Source organism: Bradyrhizobium sp. BRP19, from assembly GCF_020194195.1.
GTDB lineage: Bacteria > Pseudomonadota > Alphaproteobacteria > Rhizobiales > Xanthobacteraceae > Bradyrhizobium > Bradyrhizobium yuanmingense.
Window position 1 is genome coordinate 391,782 of sequence record NZ_JADYVZ010000004.1, and the last position, 17,930, is coordinate 409,711.

General features: G+C 64.0%; 17 protein-coding genes. 8 read left to right on the forward strand and 9 right to left on the reverse strand.

The genetic code is table 11. The features are described from left to right. The first annotated feature begins 198 nt into the window (after positions 1 to 198). Positions 199 to 1,071, forward strand: coding sequence for a glutathione-dependent disulfide-bond oxidoreductase (gene yghU / locus I6F36_RS16370; protein WP_225171769.1), 873 nt, complete (start codon positions 199 to 201; stop codon positions 1,069 to 1,071). 194 nt (positions 1,072 to 1,265) lie between these two features. On the opposite strand, the gene I6F36_RS16375 is transcribed toward yghU, so the two are convergent. From I6F36_RS16375 to I6F36_RS16390, 4 genes are all read right to left on the reverse strand, one after another. Next, positions 1,266 to 1,880, reverse strand: coding sequence for a flavin reductase family protein (locus I6F36_RS16375; RefSeq protein WP_036016244.1), 615 nt, complete (start codon positions 1,878 to 1,880; stop codon positions 1,266 to 1,268). Positions 1,881 to 2,048: 168 nt separating this feature from the next. Then, a complete protein-coding gene (locus I6F36_RS16380; RefSeq protein ID WP_036023003.1) occupies positions 2,049 to 3,326 on the reverse strand; it encodes an acyl-CoA dehydrogenase family protein in 1,278 nt (425 codons plus the stop codon). 320 nt (positions 3,327 to 3,646) lie between these two features. After that, complete coding sequence (locus tag I6F36_RS16385; protein ID WP_109144469.1) at positions 3,647 to 4,027, reverse strand: VOC family protein; 381 nt, start codon at positions 4,025 to 4,027, stop codon at positions 3,647 to 3,649. 106 nt (positions 4,028 to 4,133) lie between these two features. Further along, on the reverse strand, positions 4,134 to 4,913 hold the full coding sequence (locus I6F36_RS16390) for an SDR family NAD(P)-dependent oxidoreductase (RefSeq protein WP_225171770.1): 780 nt from the start codon (positions 4,911 to 4,913) through the stop codon (positions 4,134 to 4,136). Positions 4,914 to 5,079: 166 nt separating this feature from the next. Between I6F36_RS16390 and I6F36_RS16395 the strand changes: the two genes are divergently transcribed. From I6F36_RS16395 to I6F36_RS16405, 3 genes are read left to right on the forward strand one after another with little or no spacing between them, the layout of a single operon-like run. Beyond that, positions 5,080 to 5,868, forward strand: coding sequence for an enoyl-CoA hydratase/isomerase (locus I6F36_RS16395; RefSeq protein ID WP_036016260.1), 789 nt, complete (start codon positions 5,080 to 5,082; stop codon positions 5,866 to 5,868). Beyond that, positions 5,865 to 6,851, forward strand: a complete 987-nt coding sequence (locus I6F36_RS16400; protein ID WP_225171771.1) for a phosphotransferase family protein — start codon at positions 5,865 to 5,867, stop codon at positions 6,849 to 6,851. Before I6F36_RS16395 ends, I6F36_RS16400 begins: the two co-directional genes overlap by 4 nt. Before the next feature lie 3 nt (positions 6,852 to 6,854). Then, positions 6,855 to 7,232, forward strand: a complete 378-nt coding sequence (locus I6F36_RS16405; protein WP_036016253.1) for a DUF6285 domain-containing protein — start codon at positions 6,855 to 6,857, stop codon at positions 7,230 to 7,232. 252 nt (positions 7,233 to 7,484) lie between these two features. Here I6F36_RS16405 and I6F36_RS16410 read toward each other — a convergent pair whose 3' ends face one another. Continuing rightward, positions 7,485 to 8,264, reverse strand: coding sequence for an enoyl-CoA hydratase-related protein (locus I6F36_RS16410; protein WP_225171772.1), 780 nt, complete (start codon positions 8,262 to 8,264; stop codon positions 7,485 to 7,487). Positions 8,265 to 8,475: 211 nt separating this feature from the next. On the opposite strand from I6F36_RS16410, the gene I6F36_RS16415 reads away from it, so the two are divergent. Then, entirely contained in the window at positions 8,476 to 9,750 is a 1,275-nt protein-coding gene (locus tag I6F36_RS16415; RefSeq protein WP_225171773.1) for an acyl-CoA dehydrogenase family protein, read from the forward strand. 142 nt (positions 9,751 to 9,892) lie between these two features. Here I6F36_RS16415 and I6F36_RS16420 read toward each other — a convergent pair whose 3' ends face one another. Further along, a complete protein-coding gene (locus tag I6F36_RS16420; protein ID WP_225171774.1) occupies positions 9,893 to 11,470 on the reverse strand; it encodes a fatty acid--CoA ligase in 1,578 nt (525 codons plus the stop codon). Positions 11,471 to 11,767: 297 nt separating this feature from the next. Further along, entirely contained in the window at positions 11,768 to 12,640 is an 873-nt protein-coding gene (locus I6F36_RS16425; protein WP_225145120.1) for an SDR family oxidoreductase, read from the reverse strand. Positions 12,641 to 12,756: 116 nt separating this feature from the next. Here I6F36_RS16425 and I6F36_RS16430 point away from each other — a divergent pair, with 116 nt between their 5' ends. The 3 genes from I6F36_RS16430 to I6F36_RS16440 all read left to right on the forward strand — a co-directional run bounded on the left by I6F36_RS16430 (position 12,757) and on the right by I6F36_RS16440 (position 15,827). Next, positions 12,757 to 13,566, forward strand: a complete 810-nt coding sequence (locus tag I6F36_RS16430; RefSeq protein WP_225171775.1) for a crotonase/enoyl-CoA hydratase family protein — start codon at positions 12,757 to 12,759, stop codon at positions 13,564 to 13,566. A 140-nt stretch (positions 13,567 to 13,706) separates the two neighbouring features. Then, the gene (locus I6F36_RS16435; RefSeq protein WP_225171776.1) at positions 13,707 to 15,251 is read left to right on the forward strand and encodes an acyl-CoA synthetase; all 1,545 of its coding nucleotides are present in this window, start codon (positions 13,707 to 13,709) and stop codon (positions 15,249 to 15,251) included. Positions 15,252 to 15,422: 171 nt separating this feature from the next. Continuing rightward, positions 15,423 to 15,827, forward strand: coding sequence for a YccF domain-containing protein (locus tag I6F36_RS16440; RefSeq protein WP_036006208.1), 405 nt, complete (start codon positions 15,423 to 15,425; stop codon positions 15,825 to 15,827). Between the two features lie 73 nt (positions 15,828 to 15,900). On the opposite strand, the gene I6F36_RS16445 is transcribed toward I6F36_RS16440, so the two are convergent. Then, a complete protein-coding gene (locus I6F36_RS16445; RefSeq protein WP_063710704.1) occupies positions 15,901 to 17,325 on the reverse strand; it encodes a TRAP transporter large permease subunit in 1,425 nt (474 codons plus the stop codon). Continuing rightward, a complete protein-coding gene (locus I6F36_RS16450; RefSeq protein WP_085968941.1) occupies positions 17,322 to 17,885 on the reverse strand; it encodes a TRAP transporter small permease subunit in 564 nt (187 codons plus the stop codon). Before I6F36_RS16450 ends, I6F36_RS16445 begins: the two co-directional genes overlap by 4 nt. Positions 17,886 to 17,930: the final 45 nt, after the last annotated feature.

Consider the following 17,930-nt stretch of genomic DNA (forward strand, 5'->3'; position numbering starts at 1 on the left):
ATCTGGCGAGGCATCTTGTGTATAGACGTCGCTCTATCCGCGCGCCGCAGGCCCTGCGGGCACCCCGGAATGACGGAGGGGAGGGGCTGCCATGACAAAACGCAGAGTTGTCCCATCCGGCAATGCATTGCGGCGCCCTTGTCATCGGCCGTTTGCGGGCTAATTAATGCAGACGCATCTTTTTGCCCGGAGCCCCGCATGACCGATGCCCCTTACGTGCCGCCCAAAGTCTGGACCTGGAACAAGGAGAACGGCGGGCAATTCGCCAACATCAACCGACCCATTGCCGGCCCTACCCACGACAAGGAGCTGCCAGTCGGCAAGCATCCGCTTCAGCTCTACTCGCTGGCGACGCCGAACGGGGTCAAGGTCACCGTGATGCTGGAGGAGCTCCTGGCGCTCGGCCACAAGGGCGCCGAATATGACGCCTGGCTGATCAAGATTGGCAATGGCGATCAGTTCGGCAGCGGCTTCGTCGACATCAATCCAAATTCCAAGATCCCGGCGCTGATGGATCGCTCCGGCCCCGAGCCTGTCCGGGTGTTCGAGTCAGGCTCGATCCTGTTCTACCTCGCCGAGAAGTTCGGCGCCTTCCTGCCGAAGGACGTCAAGGCCCGCACCGAGGCGATGTCCTGGCTGTTCTGGCAAATGGGCAGCGCGCCCTATCTCGGCGGCGGCTTCGGCCATTTCTATGCCTATGCGCCGACCAAGATCGAATACGCCATCGACCGTTTCGCAATGGAGACCAAGCGCCAGCTCGACGTGCTCGACCGGCGTCTCGCCGACAACGAATATCTCGCGGGCAAGGACTACACCATCGCCGACATCGCGGTGTGGCCCTGGTATGGCGCGCTCGCCAAGGGGCTCGTCTATGGCGCCGGCGAATTTCTGTCGGTGCAGGACTACAAGAACGTGCAGCGCTGGACCGACCAGATTGCGCAGCGCCCCGCCGTGAAGCGCGGCCGCATGGTCAACCGGGTCTCCGGCGATCCCGCCAGCCAGCTCCACGAGCGCCACGACGCGAGCGACTTCGAGACCAAGACCCAGGACAAGCTCGTGCCCGCAACGTAGCTGACGGGTTCATCACCTCTCCCCGCAAGCGGGGAGAGGTCGAATTCGATCGCAGATCGAATTCGGGTGAGGGGGTACAGGTCCCTCGACAGTCTCGCGCGTGGAGAAAGCCCCTCACCCCAACCCTCTCAGCGCGAGCCAAGCTCGTCGCGGGCCCGTAGGAATGGGGCGAGGGAGCGCACCGTTGCTGCGGCCTATTTCTTCATGCCCTCCGCCGCCGGAAACACCACGCGGTCATCGGTGCGGCAGTAACGGTCGGCGAACATGCGGCCGATCGGGTGATAGCGGTCCATGTGCACCCGCATCGCCTTGTCGTCCCAGAGCTCGTCGCGGATGTGGAAGTGGAGGCCTTCGCCCATGATCAGCCGGCGATCGTCGTTGACGTCGATCAGCTTCCAGAGCTTGCACTCCATCGCCCAGGGCGTGTCAGCTAGCCGTGGCACCCCGATCTTCGTCGAGGGCGCAAGCTTCAGCCCGAGATAATCGGGCTCGCTGATCTCAGGCGGAAAATCGCCGCTGCTCTCGTGCATCGCCCGCGCCAGCGGCTCGTCCGTGAGGTTGACCACGAATTCACCGGTGCGCTGGATGTTGAGAAACGTGTCCTTGTCCTCGCCGTTCGGCTTGCGGTTGGCCGCGAACATGCAGAGCGGCGGATCCTCGCAGAAGGCGTTGAAGAAGCTGAACGGGGCGGCGTTGACCACGCCGGTCGGCCCGAGCGTGGTCACCCACGCGATCGGCCGCGGCAGAATGAAGGACGTCAGCACCTTGTAGCGCTCGCGTGGCGTCAGCTCGCTGGCGGCGTAGTCCATTGGGGCTCCTCGGCTTTCTTCGCCTCTCCCCGCCTGCGGGAAGAGGCCGATGCGCGGAATGCGCGGCGGGTGAGGGGGCTCTCCGCGAGTCCGACTGTCACCGTCCTCGCGGAGAATCCCCCTCACCCTCTCCCCGCAAGCGGGGAGAGGGGAAAGAGATAAGGCGCCTTACGCCATGCTCAGCTCGTGGCGGCCCACCACCATCCAGTGCACCTCGTCCGGACCGTCGGCGAAGCGCAGGTGCCGCACGTCCTGATACATCTCGGCGAGCGGGGTCCAGTGCGAGATGCCGGTGGCGCCGTGCATCTGGATGGCCTGATCGATGATCTTGCAGGCGCGCTCGGGCACCATGGCCTTGACCATGGAGACCCAGACGCGAGCCTCCTTGTTGCCGAGCACGTCCATTGCCTTCGCCGCTTTCAGCACCATCAGCCGCATCGCCTCGATCTCGCAGCGCGCCTGCGCGATGATCTGCATGTTGCCGCCGAGATGGGCGATCTTCTTGCCAAAGGCCTCACGGGTGAGGCCACGCTGCACCATCAGGTCGAGCGCCTTCTCGGCCTTGCCGATGGTGCGCATGCAGTGATGGATGCGGCCGGGGCCGAGGCGGAGCTGCGAGATCTCGAAGCCACGGCCTTCGCCGAGCAGGATGTTCTCCTTCGGCACGCGCACATTGTTGAAGCGCATGTGCATGTGGCCGCGCGGGGCGTGGTCCTGGCCGAACACGTACATGGGACCGAGCACCTCGACGCCGGGCGTGTCGCGCGGCACCAGGATCTGCGACTGCTGCTTGCTCGGCGCCGCGTCCGGATTGGTCTTCACCATCACGATGAGGATCTTGCAGCGGGGATCGCCGAGACCCGAGATGTAGTACTTCTCGCCGTTTATCACCCATTCGTCGCCGACCAGTTTCGCGGTGGTCGAGATGTTCTTGGCGTCGGAGGAGGCGACGTTCGGCTCGGTCATGACATAGGCCGAGCGGATTTCGCCGTTGAGCAGCGGCTTCAGCCATTTCTCCTTCTGCTCTTTGGTGCCGACGCGTTCCAGCACCTCCATGTTGCCGGTGTCGGGCGCCGAGCAGTTCATGGTCTCCGAGGCCAGCGGACTCTTGCCGAGCTCGGCCGCGATATAGGCGTAGTCGAGATTCTTCAGGCCCTGGCCGGTCTCGTCATCGGGCAGGAAGAAGTTCCAAAGGCCTTCCTGCTTGGCCTTGTTCTTGGCCTTCTCCAGCACCTCGAGCTGCTTCGGCGTAAAGCTCCAGCGATCTTCCTTGCCCTCGCCGGCCTTGGCGAACTCGATCGACATCGGCTCGACGGTATCGCGGATGAACTTCTTGACGTGATCGTAAAGCGGCCGGACCTGGTCCGACATCCGCAAGTCGTTGAGCTCGTCGCCGGGATTGAGCGTGTAATTGGTGGTGCGGGGAATGTAGGTGTGTTTTGTCATTGGTCCTCCCGGGATCGCTAGAATGTGTTGTGCCCAAGAATAGTCGCAGCGCCGGCAAAGTGCGAGGGCGCATTTTCACGCGTGAGGCCATGCCATGCGATGGAATATCGCAAGGCCGTTTGAAATGTTGTTTGAATGGGAGCGACGCGCAAGTCAGCTCTAGCGCCCACCGATCCCCAGGGCGCCGTCATTGCGAGCGTAGCGAAGCAATCCAGAATCTTACCGCGGCGGCAGTCTGGATTGCTTCGTCGCACCCGTGCAAAATTGCTTCGCAGTTTTGTCACGGACTCCTCGCAATGATGAGGAGAGACCGGTCGGCCTTAAGCCGGCATCCGATGCATCGCGCAGATCTTGTTGCCATCGAGATCGCGCAGGTAGGCCAGATAGAGCTTGCCGCCCGGGCCCTGGCGAATGCCGGGCGGATCCTCGATCGATTTTGCGCCGGCTGCAACGCCCGCCGCGTGCCACGCATCGACCTGTTCCGGCGAATTGGCGGCAAAGCCGATCGTGCCGCCGTTGGCGCAGGTCGCCGGCTCGCCGTTGATCGGCTTCGATACCGAGAACACTCCGGTCTTGGTGATGTAGAAGATGCGGTGGCCGTCGACCCTGGCCGGCCGCACCTCGAGCGTGCCGAGCAGTTGGTCGTAGAACGCCTTGGCCTTGTCCAGGTCGTTGGTACCGATCATGACGTGTGAAAACATTTGCCCGTTCCCTCAGTGTTGTAGCCCGGATGGAGCAGAGCGAAATCCGGGTCTTGCTTGCTTTTGGCCGTCCCGGATTCGCTGCGCTCCATCCGGGCTACGAGAATCAAAACGCGGTATAGCCGCCGTCGATCACGAACGTATCCGCGGTGTGATACGACGACGCCTTGCTCATCAGATACACCGCGATGCCGCCGAAATCGGAGGCTTCGCCGAAGCGCCGCATCGGAATCCGCGGCATCACGTTGGCTACGAACTTGTCGTTCGCCATGAGCCCTGCGGTCATGTCGCTCTTGATCCAGCCCGGCAGGATCGCATTGGCGGTGACGCCGTGACGTGCCAGCTCGACGCCGAGCGCGCGCACCAGCGCGTTGATGGCGGCCTTGGTCGCGGCATAATGCTCGTTGCGCGCCGTGCCGAAGATCGAGGCGAGGCTCGAGGTCGCGACCAGCCGGCCAAAGGGATCGCCGGCATTGGCGCGATCCGTCATGTGCTTGGCGGCGGCCTGGAACGCGTGGAACACGCCGTCGAGATTGGTCGCGAACATCGTGCGCCATTCTTCCTCGGTGCGCTCGATGAAGGCGCGCCGGCCACCGCCGCCGATGCCCGCATTGGCGAAGCAGCCATCGACCCGGCCGAAGGTGTCGAGCGTCGCCTTCATCGCTGAAGCGACCGAGGCCGGATCGGTGACGTCGCAGACGCGGCTGTCGACCGTGCCGGACAGGCCCTCCATGCTCGCGGCAGCGGCCTTGTTCTTGTCAGCATTGCGGCCCCAGATCGAGACGTTGCAGCCCTGGCCCGCGAGCGCCTGCGCGATACCGAGCCCGATGCCGCCATTGCCACCGGTGATCACGGCCACGCGGCCGGAAAGGTCGAAGAGATTCATGGCGCGTTTCCTGTTTTTTGACTGCGGCGCATCAGCCGCTGCGCACAAGATTGCTTGCTATGCTCCGATCACCATGGACAAGACCGCGCCAAAAATCAAATATGCGCCCCGGCAAAACGAATTCCGGCCTGCGAAACTGGTGCGGGCCGCAACTGATGAGGAAACCATGCAGTTCAAACACGTCACGCTCGACTTCGATGGCTCGGTCGCGATCCTCAAGCTCGACCATCAGGAGGTGATGAACGCGGTCTCCGTCGACATGCTGGGCGGTCTTTCCGAGGCGCTCGATGCGATCGAGGAGAAGAAGGACGAGGTGCGCTGCGTGGTGCTGACCGGTGCGGGGCGGGCGTTCTGCACGGGCGCCAATCTGCAAGGCCGCAACAACCAGGCGAAGAAGACCAAGGCCGGCCTTACGCTGGAGACCGGCTTTCATCCCTTCCTGCGCCGCATCCGCAACCTGCACTGCCCGATCGTCACCGCGGTCAATGGCCCGGCCGCCGGCGCCGGCATGAGCTTCGCGCTGCTCGGCGACATGATCCTATGCGCGCGCTCGTCCTATTTCCTGCAGGCCTTCCGCCGCATCGGCCTCGTGCCGGATTGCGGCTCGACCTGGCTGCTGCCGCGCCTCGTCGGCCGCGCGCGCTCGATCGAATTGTCGTTGATGGGCGAGCGCTTGCCGGCCGAGAAGGCGCTGGAATGGGGCCTTGTCAACCGCGTCTATGATGACGGCGACTTGATGGAGGAAGCGATGAAGCTGGCGCGCGATCTCGCCAGCGGGCCGACCGTGGCGCTGTCGCTGATCCGCAAGCTCTATTGGGACAGCCCGGAAAATTCCTTCGAGGATCAGCTCAATCTGGAATTCCAGTGCCAGCTCCGCGCCGGCGACACCGAGGATTTCCGCGAGGGCGTCGGCGCCTTCCTCGAGAAGCGGCCCGCGCAGTTCAAGGGCAAATGATCGAGGCGGCGCTTTCACGCAGCGTCCGGCGCTGGTGCAAAGGGGCGACCGGCGTCACCGGGGCGGCTAAATTGTCGGGCGGCGCCAGCCAGGAAACCTGGCGCTTCGACATCACCCATCCCGACGGGCCGATCGGCGCGATCTTGCGGCGCTCGCCAAAGGGCTATGGCGCCGCGCCGACCCGTGCGGCTGGCCTTGGCGCGGAAGCGCAGCTGATGCAGCTCGCCTATGAGGCCGGCGTGCCGTCGCCCCGCGTGATGCATGTGCTCACGCCGGAGGACGATCTCGGCACCGGCTTCATCATGCAGCGGGTCGAGGGCGAGACCATCGCGCGCAAGATTCTTCGCGATGAGGAATACGCGGCGGCGCGGCCGCATCTGGCGCGGCAGATCGGTGGCATCCTCGCGGGCCTTCACAGGCTACCGCAGGAAAAATTGCCTGCGCTGCGCAACAGGGGCGCGACCCAGGAGATCGCCGAGTTCGAGCGCGACTATCGCAGCCTGAACTGGCCCAAGCCCGTGTTCGAGCTGGCGCTGCGCTGGCTGCGCGACCGCGATCCGGGTCCCTCGGCCGAGACCACGCTGGTGCACGGCGATTTCCGCAACGGCAATCTCATCATCGGCGCGGATGGCGTTCGCGCCGTGCTCGACTGGGAGCTCGCCCATCTCGGCGATCCCATGGAGGACCTCGGCTGGGTCTGCGTGAACTCCTGGCGCTTCGGCGAGATCGACAAGCCCGTCGGCGGTTTTGGCACGCGCGAGGAGCTGTTCGCCGGCTATGAGGCCGCAGGCCGCAAGGTCGATCCGGACCGTGTCAAGTTCTGGGAGGTGATGGGCACGCTGCGTTGGGGCATCATGTGCGGCGGCATGATGCAGCGCTTTCGCGAGGGGCCCGACCATTCCATGGAGCGCGCCATGATCGGCCGCCGCGCCAGCGAGACCGAGATCGATCTGTTGCGGCTTCTGGCGCCGCGCGGGAGCTGACACATGCAGGACGAGCCGACCCCGATCGAGCTGACCAAGGCAGTTGCCGATTTCCTCCGCAGCGACATCACGCCGCTGATCTCCGGCCACCAAGCCTTCAAGCTGCGCGTCGCCATCAACATCCTCGACCTCGTCACGCGGCAGCTGACGCGGGAGGAGGGAAGCGATGCGAAGGAGGTGGAGCGCCTGCGCGCGCTGCTCGGCATCGACGGCTCGGTCATGGAGCTCAACCGTGTTCTCGCACATCGCATCGCGAGCGGGGAGATGGATCTCGCGACCCCAGGCCTCGCCGAGCACCTGTGGGCAACCACGATGGACAAGCTGGCGGTCGATCAGCCGAATTATGCCTCGTACAAGCGCGAACTAGGACGAAGCGGGTAGGTCTCTCCCCCTCATTGCGAGGAGCCCTTGCGACGAAGCAATCCAGACTGTCTCTGCTGGGCAGCCTGGATTGCTTCGCTACGCTCGCAATGACAGTGTTGAGAGAGGGGGCGCTCCTCTCTCCGCCGTCCTTCCGGGGCGTCGCGAAGCGACGAACCCGGAATCCATTCATCCGCACGTTCTGTCGCTCAATGGATTCCGGGCTCGCGCCTGTCGGCGCGCTCCGGAATGACGAGTGGGGAGACCCGTTTCCTACTTCCCCACCCATTTCGGCGGCCGCTTCTCGGAAAATGCCTTCGGGCCCTCGATGTAATCCTGCGAGGCGACCATCGCCTGCACGGCCGGATAATCGCGTTGCTCCGCGATCGCCTGCTCCAGCGACACGCCAAGCCCCTTCTGAATCGCCTGCTTCGAGGCCCGGATCGACATCGGCGAATTCTTGGCGATCATCTCGGCCCAGCGCAGCGCGGCCGCGAGCGCCTCGCCCTGCGGCACCACCTCGTTGACGAAACCGAGCTCGAGCCCTTCCTTGGCGCTGACATGGCGCGCGGTGAGGATCATGCCCATGGCGCGCTTCAGCCCGATCTGGCGCGGCAGCCGGTGCAAGCCGCCGGCGAGCGCGGCAAGGCCGACGCGCGGTTCGGGCAGGGCGAAGGTCGCGTTGTCCGCGGCGATGATGAGGTCGCAGGCGAGCGCGATCTCGAAGCCGCCGCCCATGGCAACGCCGTTCACCGCGGCGATGATCGGCTTGTCGCAGTCGAAGCGTGAGGTGAGGCCGGCGAAGCCGCCCTTGTCCCAGCCGCGTTTTCCCCCCGCTGCCTGCCACTTCAGATCGTTGCCGGCGCAGAACGCCTTATCGCCGCTGCCCGTGACGATCGCGATCCACTGCTCGGGATCGGCGGAGAAATCGTCAAACACCTTCTGAAGCTCGAAGTGCGCATCGGTGTGCAGCGCGTTGTAGACCTCGGGCCGCGACAGCGTCACGATCGTGATCGGCCCCTTGCGTTCCACCTTTGAGAATTTCAGCTCCATCGCGCGCTCCCGGATTTTCTTTCAAAGGAATATTGGCCCCATACTACCGTGCGGGTGCGCCAGAGCACCATCGAATTGCGCGGGCGCGCCTTGCGCTCCTCACATCTCGGCTTGCTTGACTTGCACGCGCTCTTCTCACCTTAATCGCACCAAGCAAGAATGCGCCCAGCGCCTTAACGCAAAACGATAAAATCAATCCGGGAGAGAACCTGTGGATTTCTCATTGCCTGCCGATCTCGTCGCCTATCTCGGAGAGCTCGACCGTTTCATCGAACGCGAGATCAAGCCGCTGGAACGGGCCGACGACAACATCCGCTTCTTCGACCATCGCCGCGAATGGGCGCGCACCGATTTCGACAATGGCGGCCTGCCGCGTCACGAATGGGAGGCGCTGCTGCGCAAGGCCAAGGATCTTGCGGATGCCGCCGGGCATTTGCGCTTTCCTGTGCCGAAGCAATACGGCGGCAAGGACGGCTCCAACCTCTGGATGGCCGTGATCCGCGAGCATTTTGCCGCAAGGGGTCTCGGCCTGCACAACGACCTCCAGAACGAGCATTCGATCGTCGGCAACTTCCCCGTCGTCACCATGCTCGACCGCTACGGCCGCGACGACCAGAAGGCGATGATCGACGGCTCCATTAAGGGCAAGTACCGCATCACCTTTGGCCTGACCGAGCCGCATCACGGTTCGGATGCCACCCACATGGAGACGCGCGCGGTGGCAGCCACCCGCGACAACGTCAAGGGCTGGATCATCAACGGCGAGAAGATGTGGACGACCGGCATGCACGTCGCCACGCACTGCGCGCTGTTCGCGCGCACCAGCGGCAACGATGGCGACGCCCGCGGCATCACCTGCTTCCTAGTGCCGGCCAAGAGTCCCGGCGTCAGGGTCGAGGAGTACATGTGGACCTTCAACATGCCGACCGACCATCCGCGTGTCAGCTTCACCGACGTCTTCGTGCCGGAGGATGCGCTGTTCGGCGAGGTCGGCCGCGGCCTGTCGCTGGCGCAATGCTTCGTGCACCAGAACCGCATTCGCCAGGCGGCAAGCTCACTCGGCGCCGCGGTCTACTGCATCAACGAGAGTGTGAAATACGCGCGTGAGCGCAAACCGTTCGGCAAGGCACTGGCCGAGAACCAGGCGATCCAGTTCCCGCTGGTCGAGCTCGCCACGCAAGCCGAGATGCTGCGCCTCTTGATCCGCAAGACCGCCTGGGAGATGGACCAGCTCGACGAGGAGCAAATCGAGCGCACCCTGTCCGACCGGGTCTCGATGTGCAATTATTGGGCAAACCGCCTCTGCTGCGAGGCCGCCGACCGCGCCATGCAGGTCCATGGCGGCATGGGCTATTCACGCCACAAGCCGTTCGAGCACATCTACCGCCACCACCGGAGATATCGCATCACCGAAGGCAGCGAGGAGATCCAGATGCGGAAAGTGGCGGGATTCCTGTTCGGGTATATGGGGCCGGGGAAGCATTAGACGCTCGCACCGCTATCGTAGGGTGGGTTAGCGCTGCGATTGCGCGAAGCGCGATCGCAGGGCTTAACCCACCAGCGCCATCCGCGTGGATTGCAAAGAGGTGGGTTACGCCTACGGCTAACGCACCCTACGGCACCGCGGATCAATTCACCCGCCGATCCTTCCCCGCCCAATACGGCTCGCGCAGCTGCCGCCGCAGGATCTTGCCAGACGGATTCCGCGGCAGCGCAGGCAGGAATTCCACGCTCTTCGGCGTCTTGTAGCCGGCGATGCGCGTCCGGGTGAAGTTGATGATCTCGGTGGCGGTCGCCTGCGTGCCGGGCTTCATCACCACCACCGCCTTCACCGCTTCGCCCCATTTGTCGTCGGGCACGCCGATCACGGCGGCTTCCGCGACATCGGGGTGGTCGCACAGTGCGCTCTCGACCTCGGCCGGATAGATGTTCTCGCCGCCGGAGATGATCATGTCCTTGATGCGGTCGTGGATGTAGAGATAGCCGTCCTCGTCCATGTAGCCGGCATCGCCGGTGCGCAGCCAGCCGTCGCTGCGCAGCGTGGATGCGGTCGCCTCCGGCAGGTTCCAGTAGCCGGCCATGTTGGAGCCCGAGCGCGTTGCGATTTCGCCGACCTGCCGCGGCGGCAGCGGCTTGCCGTCCGGATCCAGGATCGCGATCTCGACGCCCGGCAGCGCCTTGCCGGCCGAGCGCATCCGCTCCAGCCCCTCGACGTGATCCTCCGGCGGCAGCGCGACGATGGTGCCGGTGGTCTCGGTCATGCCGTAGAGCTGCACGAAGCCGCATTTGAAGACCTCGATGCATTCCTTCAGCAGCGCTGCGGGAATCGGCGAGGCGCCGTACAGCATGTATTTCAGCCGCGAGAAGTCGACCGTCCTGGCGCGTGGCTGCCGCACCACGAACTGCATCGCCGCCGGCACCATGAACAGTTTTGTGATGCCCGACTGCTCGAAGAAATCCAAAACCTTGGTCGGGTCGAACTCGCGTGCGATCACCCCGCGGGCGCCGTGATAAAGTCCCATCACGCCCCAGCCGGAGCCACCGATATGGAACACCGGCATGGCCACCAGGGAGACGTCATCGGTCGACCACCGGTTCCACTCCGGCTTGTCCTCGGCATTGCCGGATTGCACCAGGTTGAGGAAGTTGGCATGCGACAACATCGCGCCCTTCGGCTTGCCCGTCGTGCCCGACGTGTAGAGCTGGATCGCGATGTCCGTGGTGTCGATCGGCACCTTCGGATCATCGCCGCTCTGCGCATCGCGCCATGCCGTAAAATCCGGCCATTCCGGCGCGCCGCCCTCGGTGGTGATGACGGTGCGCACGCTTGGTATCTGCTCCCTGATCTGGCGCACTTGAGTGATGAACTCCGGCCCGGCGAACAGCACCGGCGCCTTGCAATCTGAGACGATGAAGGCGACCTCGGGCCCTGCTAGCCGCCAGTTCACCGGCGCCATCACGACGCCTGTCTTCATCGCCCCCATCAGGAGCTCGAAATAGATGTCGCTGTTTTTGCCGAGATAGGCGATGCGGTCGCCCTTCTTTACGCCCATTGCGAGGAGCGCGTTCGCGACCTTGTTGGTCTTGATGTCGAACTCGGCGAAGCTGGTGGTGCGGCCCTCGAATTCATAGGCGATGGCGCTGCCGCGGCTCTTTGCACGCTCGCGCACCATGTCGGCGAGGTTCGCCAGTTTCTGTATGGACATGTTTCTCCCGCAGGCGTTTGTTTTTATGCCCGGGAGTGTGGCGTCATCCGCCGGTGAAGACAAGATGGGCTCCGCTGTCGTCCCGGACAAGCGCGCGCCTCAAGCGCGCGCAGATCCGGACCCATAGCCACAGGAAGTTGTTTGGCGAAGACACGCAGTTACCTGTCTCGCGCCACGACTGCTCCCTGTGGTTATGGGTCCCCGCCCCCGTGCGCTTTGCGCACTAGGCGGGGACGACAACTGGGGGCGTGGTGAAAACGTCAGCCCCTTACATGTCCGCGCATTTGCAATGCGCCGTCATCCCCGCTTCGCGCGGTCCTTCTCGTTCTGCGCCATGATGCTCTCGCGCGCGGTCTTCCAGTCGTCGTCGCTCCAGTCGCGGAGCTGGTAGAAGTTGCCGCCCATGGCGAGCGCCTGGGCGCCGTCCATGGCGATGGTCTCGCCGTTGATCCAGTCGCAGCCGCCGGAGATCAGGAACACCGCGACGTTCTGCAGTTCCTCCATGGTGCCGACCCGGCCCATCGGGTTCATCGCCCTGGTGCGCGCGCCGGCTTCGTCACCGGGCTTGATGCGCTTGCTCATGCCTTCGGTCGGGATCTCGCCCGGCGCGATGGTGTTGAGGCGGATGCCGTAGCGGCCCCATTCGGTCGCAAGCGACATCGTCATGGCATGGATCGCCGACTTGCTCATCGCCGACGGCACCACGTAGGGCGAGCCGTTGCGCACCCAGGTCACGGTAATCGAGACCACGTTGCCGGGTTGCTTGTCCGCGATCCAGCGCTTGCCGACCGCATGTGTCACGTAGAACGTGCCGTGCATGACGATGTTGGCGACCGCATCGAAGCCGCGCGGCGAGAGCTCCTCGGTCCGAGAGATGAAATTGCCCGCGGCATTGTTGATGAGGTCGGTGAGGGGGCCATCGCGGAAGATGCTCTCGATCATCTCCTCGACCGCAAGCGCGTTGCGGATGTCGACGCCGTGGCTGGTGACGCGGCCGCCATACAGATCCATCAGCTCGGTTGCGGTCTCGTCGCACACGATCTTGCGCCGACCGCAAATGTGCACCTCGGCGCCGAGCTGGAGAAAGCGCGCCGCCATCGATTTGCCGAGACCGGTGCCGCCGCCGGTCACGAGAATGCGCCGGCCGGCCAGAAGATTTTCCTTGAACATGGCTGTTTCCCCCGTAGGGATTGTCAGTTAATTGGTCGATTGACTAAATCCGGCCGCCGGCGTCCTGTAAAGCGGCACTGAACAAGAACAGGCAGGAACTAGGGGAGAATTCGTCCATGGAAGATCGCGTCTCGATCTCGATCTCGGAAGGCGTCGCCGATGTGCGCCTGGTGCGCGCCGACAAGATGAACGCGCTGGATCAGCCCATGTTCGAGGCCCTCGTCGCCGCAACCGACCGGCTGTCGAAGGCGAAGGGCGTGCGCGCCGTCGTGCTCTCGGGCGAAGGCCGCGCCTTCTGCGCCGGGCTGGACATGGGGCGTTTTGCCGCCATGAAGGAGAAGGGTGGCAACGGAATTCCGGGTGGCGAAAATCGCGATCTCACGGTGCGCACCTATGGCAAGGCCAACTTCGCGCAACAGGCGGTGTGGGGCTGGCGCCAGCTACCGATGCCTGTGATCGCGGCCGTGCACGGCGTCGCCTTCGGCGGCGGCTTCCAGCTCTCGCTCGGCGCCGACATGCGCTTTCTCAGCTCGGATGCGCGCATGTCGATCATGGAGATCAAATGGGGCCTCGTGCCCGACATGGCTGGCACGCCGATCCTGGCCTCGCTGGTGCGCGATGACATCCTGCGCGATCTCACCTACACCGGACGGATCTTCTCGGCGCAGGAGGCGCTGGCTTACGGCCTCGCCACGCGCATCTGCGACGATCCGCGCGCTGCGGCGCTTGATGTCGCGCGCGAGATCGCAGGGAAAAGCCCCGATGCGATCCGCGCGGCCAAGCGGATGCTGAACAATCTCTCGGTCGATCCGGGCCCGGCGCTGCTCGCCGAATCCGTCGAGCAGCAGAAGCTGATCGGCAGCCCCAACCAGACCGAGGCCGTGCGCGCCAATCTGGAAAAGCGCGCGCCGAATTTTGCGGATTAGCTTTGGGTCATTCCGGGATGCGCCGTAGGCGCAGGCCCGGAATCCATCGAGCCGCATCGTTCGCTGTGAAATGGATTCCGGGTTCGATGCTGCGCATCGACCCGAAATGACGGCACAAACAACAACAAAGAAAAACAACAATGAGCCAAACGTCCCCCTTCCTCGGCATCGTCTCCGGCGAGCGCCGCCGCTCTCACGGCGAGGTCACTGAGCGCGCCGACCGCATCGCCTCCGGCCTCGCCAAGATCGGCGTCCGCCAGGGCGATTGCGTCTGCATGCTGATGCGCAACGACATCGCCTTCCTCGAAGCCGCCTACGCCGCGATGCGGCTGGGCGCCTATGGCGTGCCGATCAACTGGCACTTCAAACCGGAGGAGATCATCTACATCCTGAAGGATTCCGGCACCGCCGTCCTGATCGCTCATGCCGACATGCTGCACGGTTTGCGCGATGCGATTCCTGAGGGAGTCACCGTGCTCAGTGTGCCGACGCCGCCGGAAATCCGCTCCAACTACAAGATCGATCCGGATCATCTGACGAAGCCGGACTTCGCGATCGACTTCGAAGCCTGGCTCGCGCAACACCCGCCCTATGACGGCCCGATCGTGCCGCAGCCCATGAACATGATCTACACGTCGGGCACGACAGGCCATCCCAAGGGCGTCCGCCGTAACGCGCCGACGCCGGAGCAGCAGGCTGCCGGTGAGCGCATGCGTGCGATGATCTATGGGCTCAAGGCCGGCGCCCGCGCATTGCTGCCGGGGCCGCTCTATCATTCCGCGCCGAACTCGTTCGGCATCCGCGCCGGCAAGCTCGGCGGGGTGCTGGTGCTGATGCCGCGCTTCGAGGCGGAGGAATTCCTGCAGGCGATCGAGCACTACAAGATCGACACCATCTTCATGGTGCCGACCATGTTCATCCGCCTGATGAAGCTGCCCGAGGAGGTGCGCAGGACGTACGACGTCTCCTCGCTCCGCCACGTCATCCACGCCGCCGCGCCGTGCCCGGCCGACGTCAAGCGCGCCATGATCGAATGGTGGGGGCCGGTGATCTACGAGTTCTACGGCTCGACCGAATCCAGCGCCGTGACCTTCGCGACCTCCGAGGATGCGCTGAAGAAGCCCGGCACCGTCGGCAAGATCTCGCCGGGCGCCGAGCTGCGCTTCATCGGCGACGACGGACGCGTACTCGGCGTCGGCGAGATCGGCGAGATCTATTCGCGCATGGCCGAGATGGCCGATTTCACCTATCACAACAAGCCGGAGAAGCGCGCCGAGATCGACCGCGACGGCTTCATCACCTCCGGCGACGTCGGCTATATCGATGAAGACGGCTACGTCTTCATCTGCGACCGCAAGCGCGACATGGTGATATCAGGCGGCGTCAACATCTACCCGGCCGAGATCGAATCCGTGCTGCATGCGGTGCCCGGCGTGCATGATTGCGCCGTGTTCGGCATCCCCGACGCCGAGTTCGGCGAGGCGCTGATGGCGGTGGTGGAGCCGCAACCCGGGGTCACGCTCGCTGCTTCCAATGTCCGCGCCGCGCTGAAGGCGCATCTGGCCGACTACAAGGTGCCCAAGCACATCGAGATCCGCACCGGCCTGCCGCGCGAAGATTCCGGAAAAATCTTCAAGCGCCGCCTGCGCGATCCCTATTGGGAGCAGGCGGGGCGGAAGATCTAGCTACTTCGTAGCCCGGATGGAGCGAAGCGTAATCCGGGATCTCTCGCCGTGGAAAGATCATCCCGGATTACGCTTCGCTCCATCCGGGCTACGCCCCGCGCGCTGGAAGCGTCCTAGCACGGACAAATTCCGAGCCTATATGGATGGGATCATCCACCTCCGGATCGTCCCATGGCCCCCGTTTCCATCCTGCTCAACATCCTCTGGATCCTCATCGGCGGCGCCTGGATGGCGTTCGGCTGGCTGATCGCCGCGATCGTCATGGCGATCACCATCATCGGCCTGCCCTGGGCGCGGGCGGCGTTCAACATCGCCGTCTACACGCTGCTGCCGTTCGGCTCCCGGGCGGTCAACCGCTACGATGTCACCGGCGTCGAGGATATCGGCACCGGCCCGCTCGGGGTGATCGGCAATATCATCTGGTTCGTGCTCGCCGGCTGGTGGCTCGCACTCGGTCACCTCCTGACCGCGCTCGTCCTCGCCGTCACCATCATCGGCATCCCGTTCGCCTGGGCCCATCTGAAGCTCGCCGGCATCGCGCTCTGGCCGATCGGCAAGGTGATCGTGCCGGCTTAGGACGTCGCCTCAACGTCGGCGTTCGGCGGCAGAGCGGAGCCGTGTGGCGCCGTCGCGGACTCAATCGCGCGGGCTACTTCTTTTTTGGTGTCAACCAGTCCTCGTCTTCCAGGGACGGTGCTTGTTTCTGCTGTTCCAGGATTTTTCTGTACTCCTCCGGGATCACCTGGCTGCGAGATGCTTCATGCAGCGTGTGCGGGAACCAGGTCGCAATGCCGGGGAAGGCAATCATCAGGCCAACGCAGATCACCTGCAGCACCATGAACTGGAACATGCCAGCGTAGATCGTTCCGAGACTCCAGCCCTTGACCACCTGCTTGAGATAGTACGCTGACATGGCGACGGGCGGCGACAGGAAAGCGGTCTGCAGCACCACCGCAACCAACGCTCCGAACCATATGAGGTCGATGCCCATGCCTTTCACGACAGGATAGAAGATCGGCAGAAACACCAGGATGATGGCCGGCCACTCAAACGGCCACCCCAGCAGGAAAATGAGAAGGAGCACGACAATCAGCATGAGGCTCGGCGGCAACTGCAGGCCGAGCATCGTCTCGGTGATCCAGTTCGCTGAGCCAAGGCGGGCGAACACCGCACCGAAAATGTTCGACGTGACCGCCAGCAGGAGGACCATGCTCGACGTCGCCATCGTCGAGATCAGCGCCCGTTGCAGTCCGCTGAGCGAGAACCTGCGATATGCGATGGCCAGGATCAGCGCGCCGACGCTGCCGATGCCGGCGGCCTCCGTCGGCGTCGCAAGCCCCCCGATGATCGAGCCGAGCGTCGCCGTGATGAGCCCGAGCAGCGGCAGCGTTCCGACGGCCACCTCGCGTGCAATGTATCCAGCGGAGTAGATCCGCTCATCCTTTGGCACTGGCGGCCCGAGCTTGGGATTGATGAAGGAGCGGCCCATCAGATAGATGATGTAGACGCCGGCCAGCAGAAAGCCCGGTCCGAAGGCTGCAGCATAGAGATCGGCGACCGAAACCCCGAGCACCGGCCCCATCACGATCAGCATGACCGACGGGGGAATGAGAATACCGAGCGTGCCGCCCGCCGTGATGGTGCCCGCTGAAAGCTTGGCATCATAGCCCGCCTTCGTCATGATTGGCGATGCCATGATGCCAAGAACGGTGACGGCTGCGCCGACGATGCCTGTCGCCATCGCGAACACGGTCGAGGTCAGGATGACGACGAGGAAGAGTGCGCCGCGCACCGGCGCAAGCAGCATGCGGAACGCCGTAAAAAGGCGCTCCATGAGTCCCGCCTGCTCGGTGATGAAGCCCATGAAGATGAACAGCGGTACGGCGGCGAGAAGTTCTTCCTTCATCATGCCGATGGTCTGGAAGTAACCAAGCTCGAAGACCGTCCCGCCCATGCCCCAGTAGCCGAACGAGAAGGCGAGAAACAGCAACGTGAACGAGATCGGCACACCGATGAAGATCGCGCCCAGCAGCACCAGCAGCATGATGAGGCCGATGAGCGCTTCTGCGGTCATATCTCGACTTTCTCCTTATGCTCCAGCTCGACGCCGGTGCGCGCCATGTAGATGCTCTTGATCAACTCGGACACGCCCTGGACCAGCAGCAGGAGGCAGGCGAGCGGCACGACGAATTTGAACGGCCACAGCACGGGCCGCCAGGGAGTCTGGTCCGAAGTCTCGTTGATCAGCCAGGCGTAGTGAAATTCGTTCCAGCTGATCAGGAACAGCATGATCAGGCTCGGGAAGAAGAAGACGACATAGGAGATCGTATCGATCCAGCCCTTCCTACGGATCGAGAACTTCTCCCAGAAGAAGTCGGTACGGATATGAGCACCCTTGTGCAGCGCGTAAGCGGCGCCAAGCATGAAGAGCGAGCCGTAGAGCATGTAGGTTGCGTCGTAGGCCCATATGGTCGGCGCGTTGAACAGGTAACGCGCCCCAACCTCATAGGCGACGGCGAGAACCAGCGGCACCGAGAGCCATGAGATGATCGTGCCGGTCCGGTCGGTGAAGCCGTCGATCATCCTGATGATAGCCAGAAGCGCCGGTGGCTGCCCGCCTGTTATCTCAGCCATGCCTCGCCCCTTTCGCCGATCATTCGTGCGGCGCAAAGCAGGCCG

Excerpts from the sequence above, each read along its gene's own strand:
- yghU (WP_225171769.1), top strand. The coding sequence starts at position 199 with ATGACCGATGCCCCTTACGTGCCGCCCAAAGTCTGGACCTGGAACAAG.
- I6F36_RS16375 (WP_036016244.1), bottom strand. The coding sequence starts at position 1,880 with ATGGACTACGCCGCCAGCGAGCTGACGCCACGCGAGCGCTACAAGGTG.
- I6F36_RS16380 (WP_036023003.1), bottom strand. The coding sequence starts at position 3,326 with ATGACAAAACACACCTACATTCCCCGCACCACCAATTACACGCTCAAT.
- I6F36_RS16385 (WP_109144469.1), bottom strand. The coding sequence starts at position 4,027 with ATGTTTTCACACGTCATGATCGGTACCAACGACCTGGACAAGGCCAAG.
- I6F36_RS16390 (WP_225171770.1), bottom strand. The coding sequence starts at position 4,913 with ATGAATCTCTTCGACCTTTCCGGCCGCGTGGCCGTGATCACCGGTGGC.
- I6F36_RS16395 (WP_036016260.1), top strand. The coding sequence starts at position 5,080 with ATGCAGTTCAAACACGTCACGCTCGACTTCGATGGCTCGGTCGCGATC.
- I6F36_RS16400 (WP_225171771.1), top strand. The coding sequence starts at position 5,865 with ATGATCGAGGCGGCGCTTTCACGCAGCGTCCGGCGCTGGTGCAAAGGG.
- I6F36_RS16405 (WP_036016253.1), top strand. The coding sequence starts at position 6,855 with ATGCAGGACGAGCCGACCCCGATCGAGCTGACCAAGGCAGTTGCCGAT.
- I6F36_RS16410 (WP_225171772.1), bottom strand. The coding sequence starts at position 8,264 with ATGGAGCTGAAATTCTCAAAGGTGGAACGCAAGGGGCCGATCACGATC.
- I6F36_RS16420 (WP_225171774.1), bottom strand. The coding sequence starts at position 11,470 with ATGTCCATACAGAAACTGGCGAACCTCGCCGACATGGTGCGCGAGCGT.
- I6F36_RS16425 (WP_225145120.1), bottom strand. The coding sequence starts at position 12,640 with ATGTTCAAGGAAAATCTTCTGGCCGGCCGGCGCATTCTCGTGACCGGC.
- I6F36_RS16430 (WP_225171775.1), top strand. The coding sequence starts at position 12,757 with ATGGAAGATCGCGTCTCGATCTCGATCTCGGAAGGCGTCGCCGATGTG.
- I6F36_RS16435 (WP_225171776.1), top strand. The coding sequence starts at position 13,707 with ATGAGCCAAACGTCCCCCTTCCTCGGCATCGTCTCCGGCGAGCGCCGC.
- I6F36_RS16440 (WP_036006208.1), top strand. The coding sequence starts at position 15,423 with ATGGCCCCCGTTTCCATCCTGCTCAACATCCTCTGGATCCTCATCGGC.
- I6F36_RS16445 (WP_063710704.1), bottom strand. The coding sequence starts at position 17,325 with ATGACCGCAGAAGCGCTCATCGGCCTCATCATGCTGCTGGTGCTGCTG.
- I6F36_RS16450 (WP_085968941.1), bottom strand. The coding sequence starts at position 17,885 with ATGGCTGAGATAACAGGCGGGCAGCCACCGGCGCTTCTGGCTATCATC.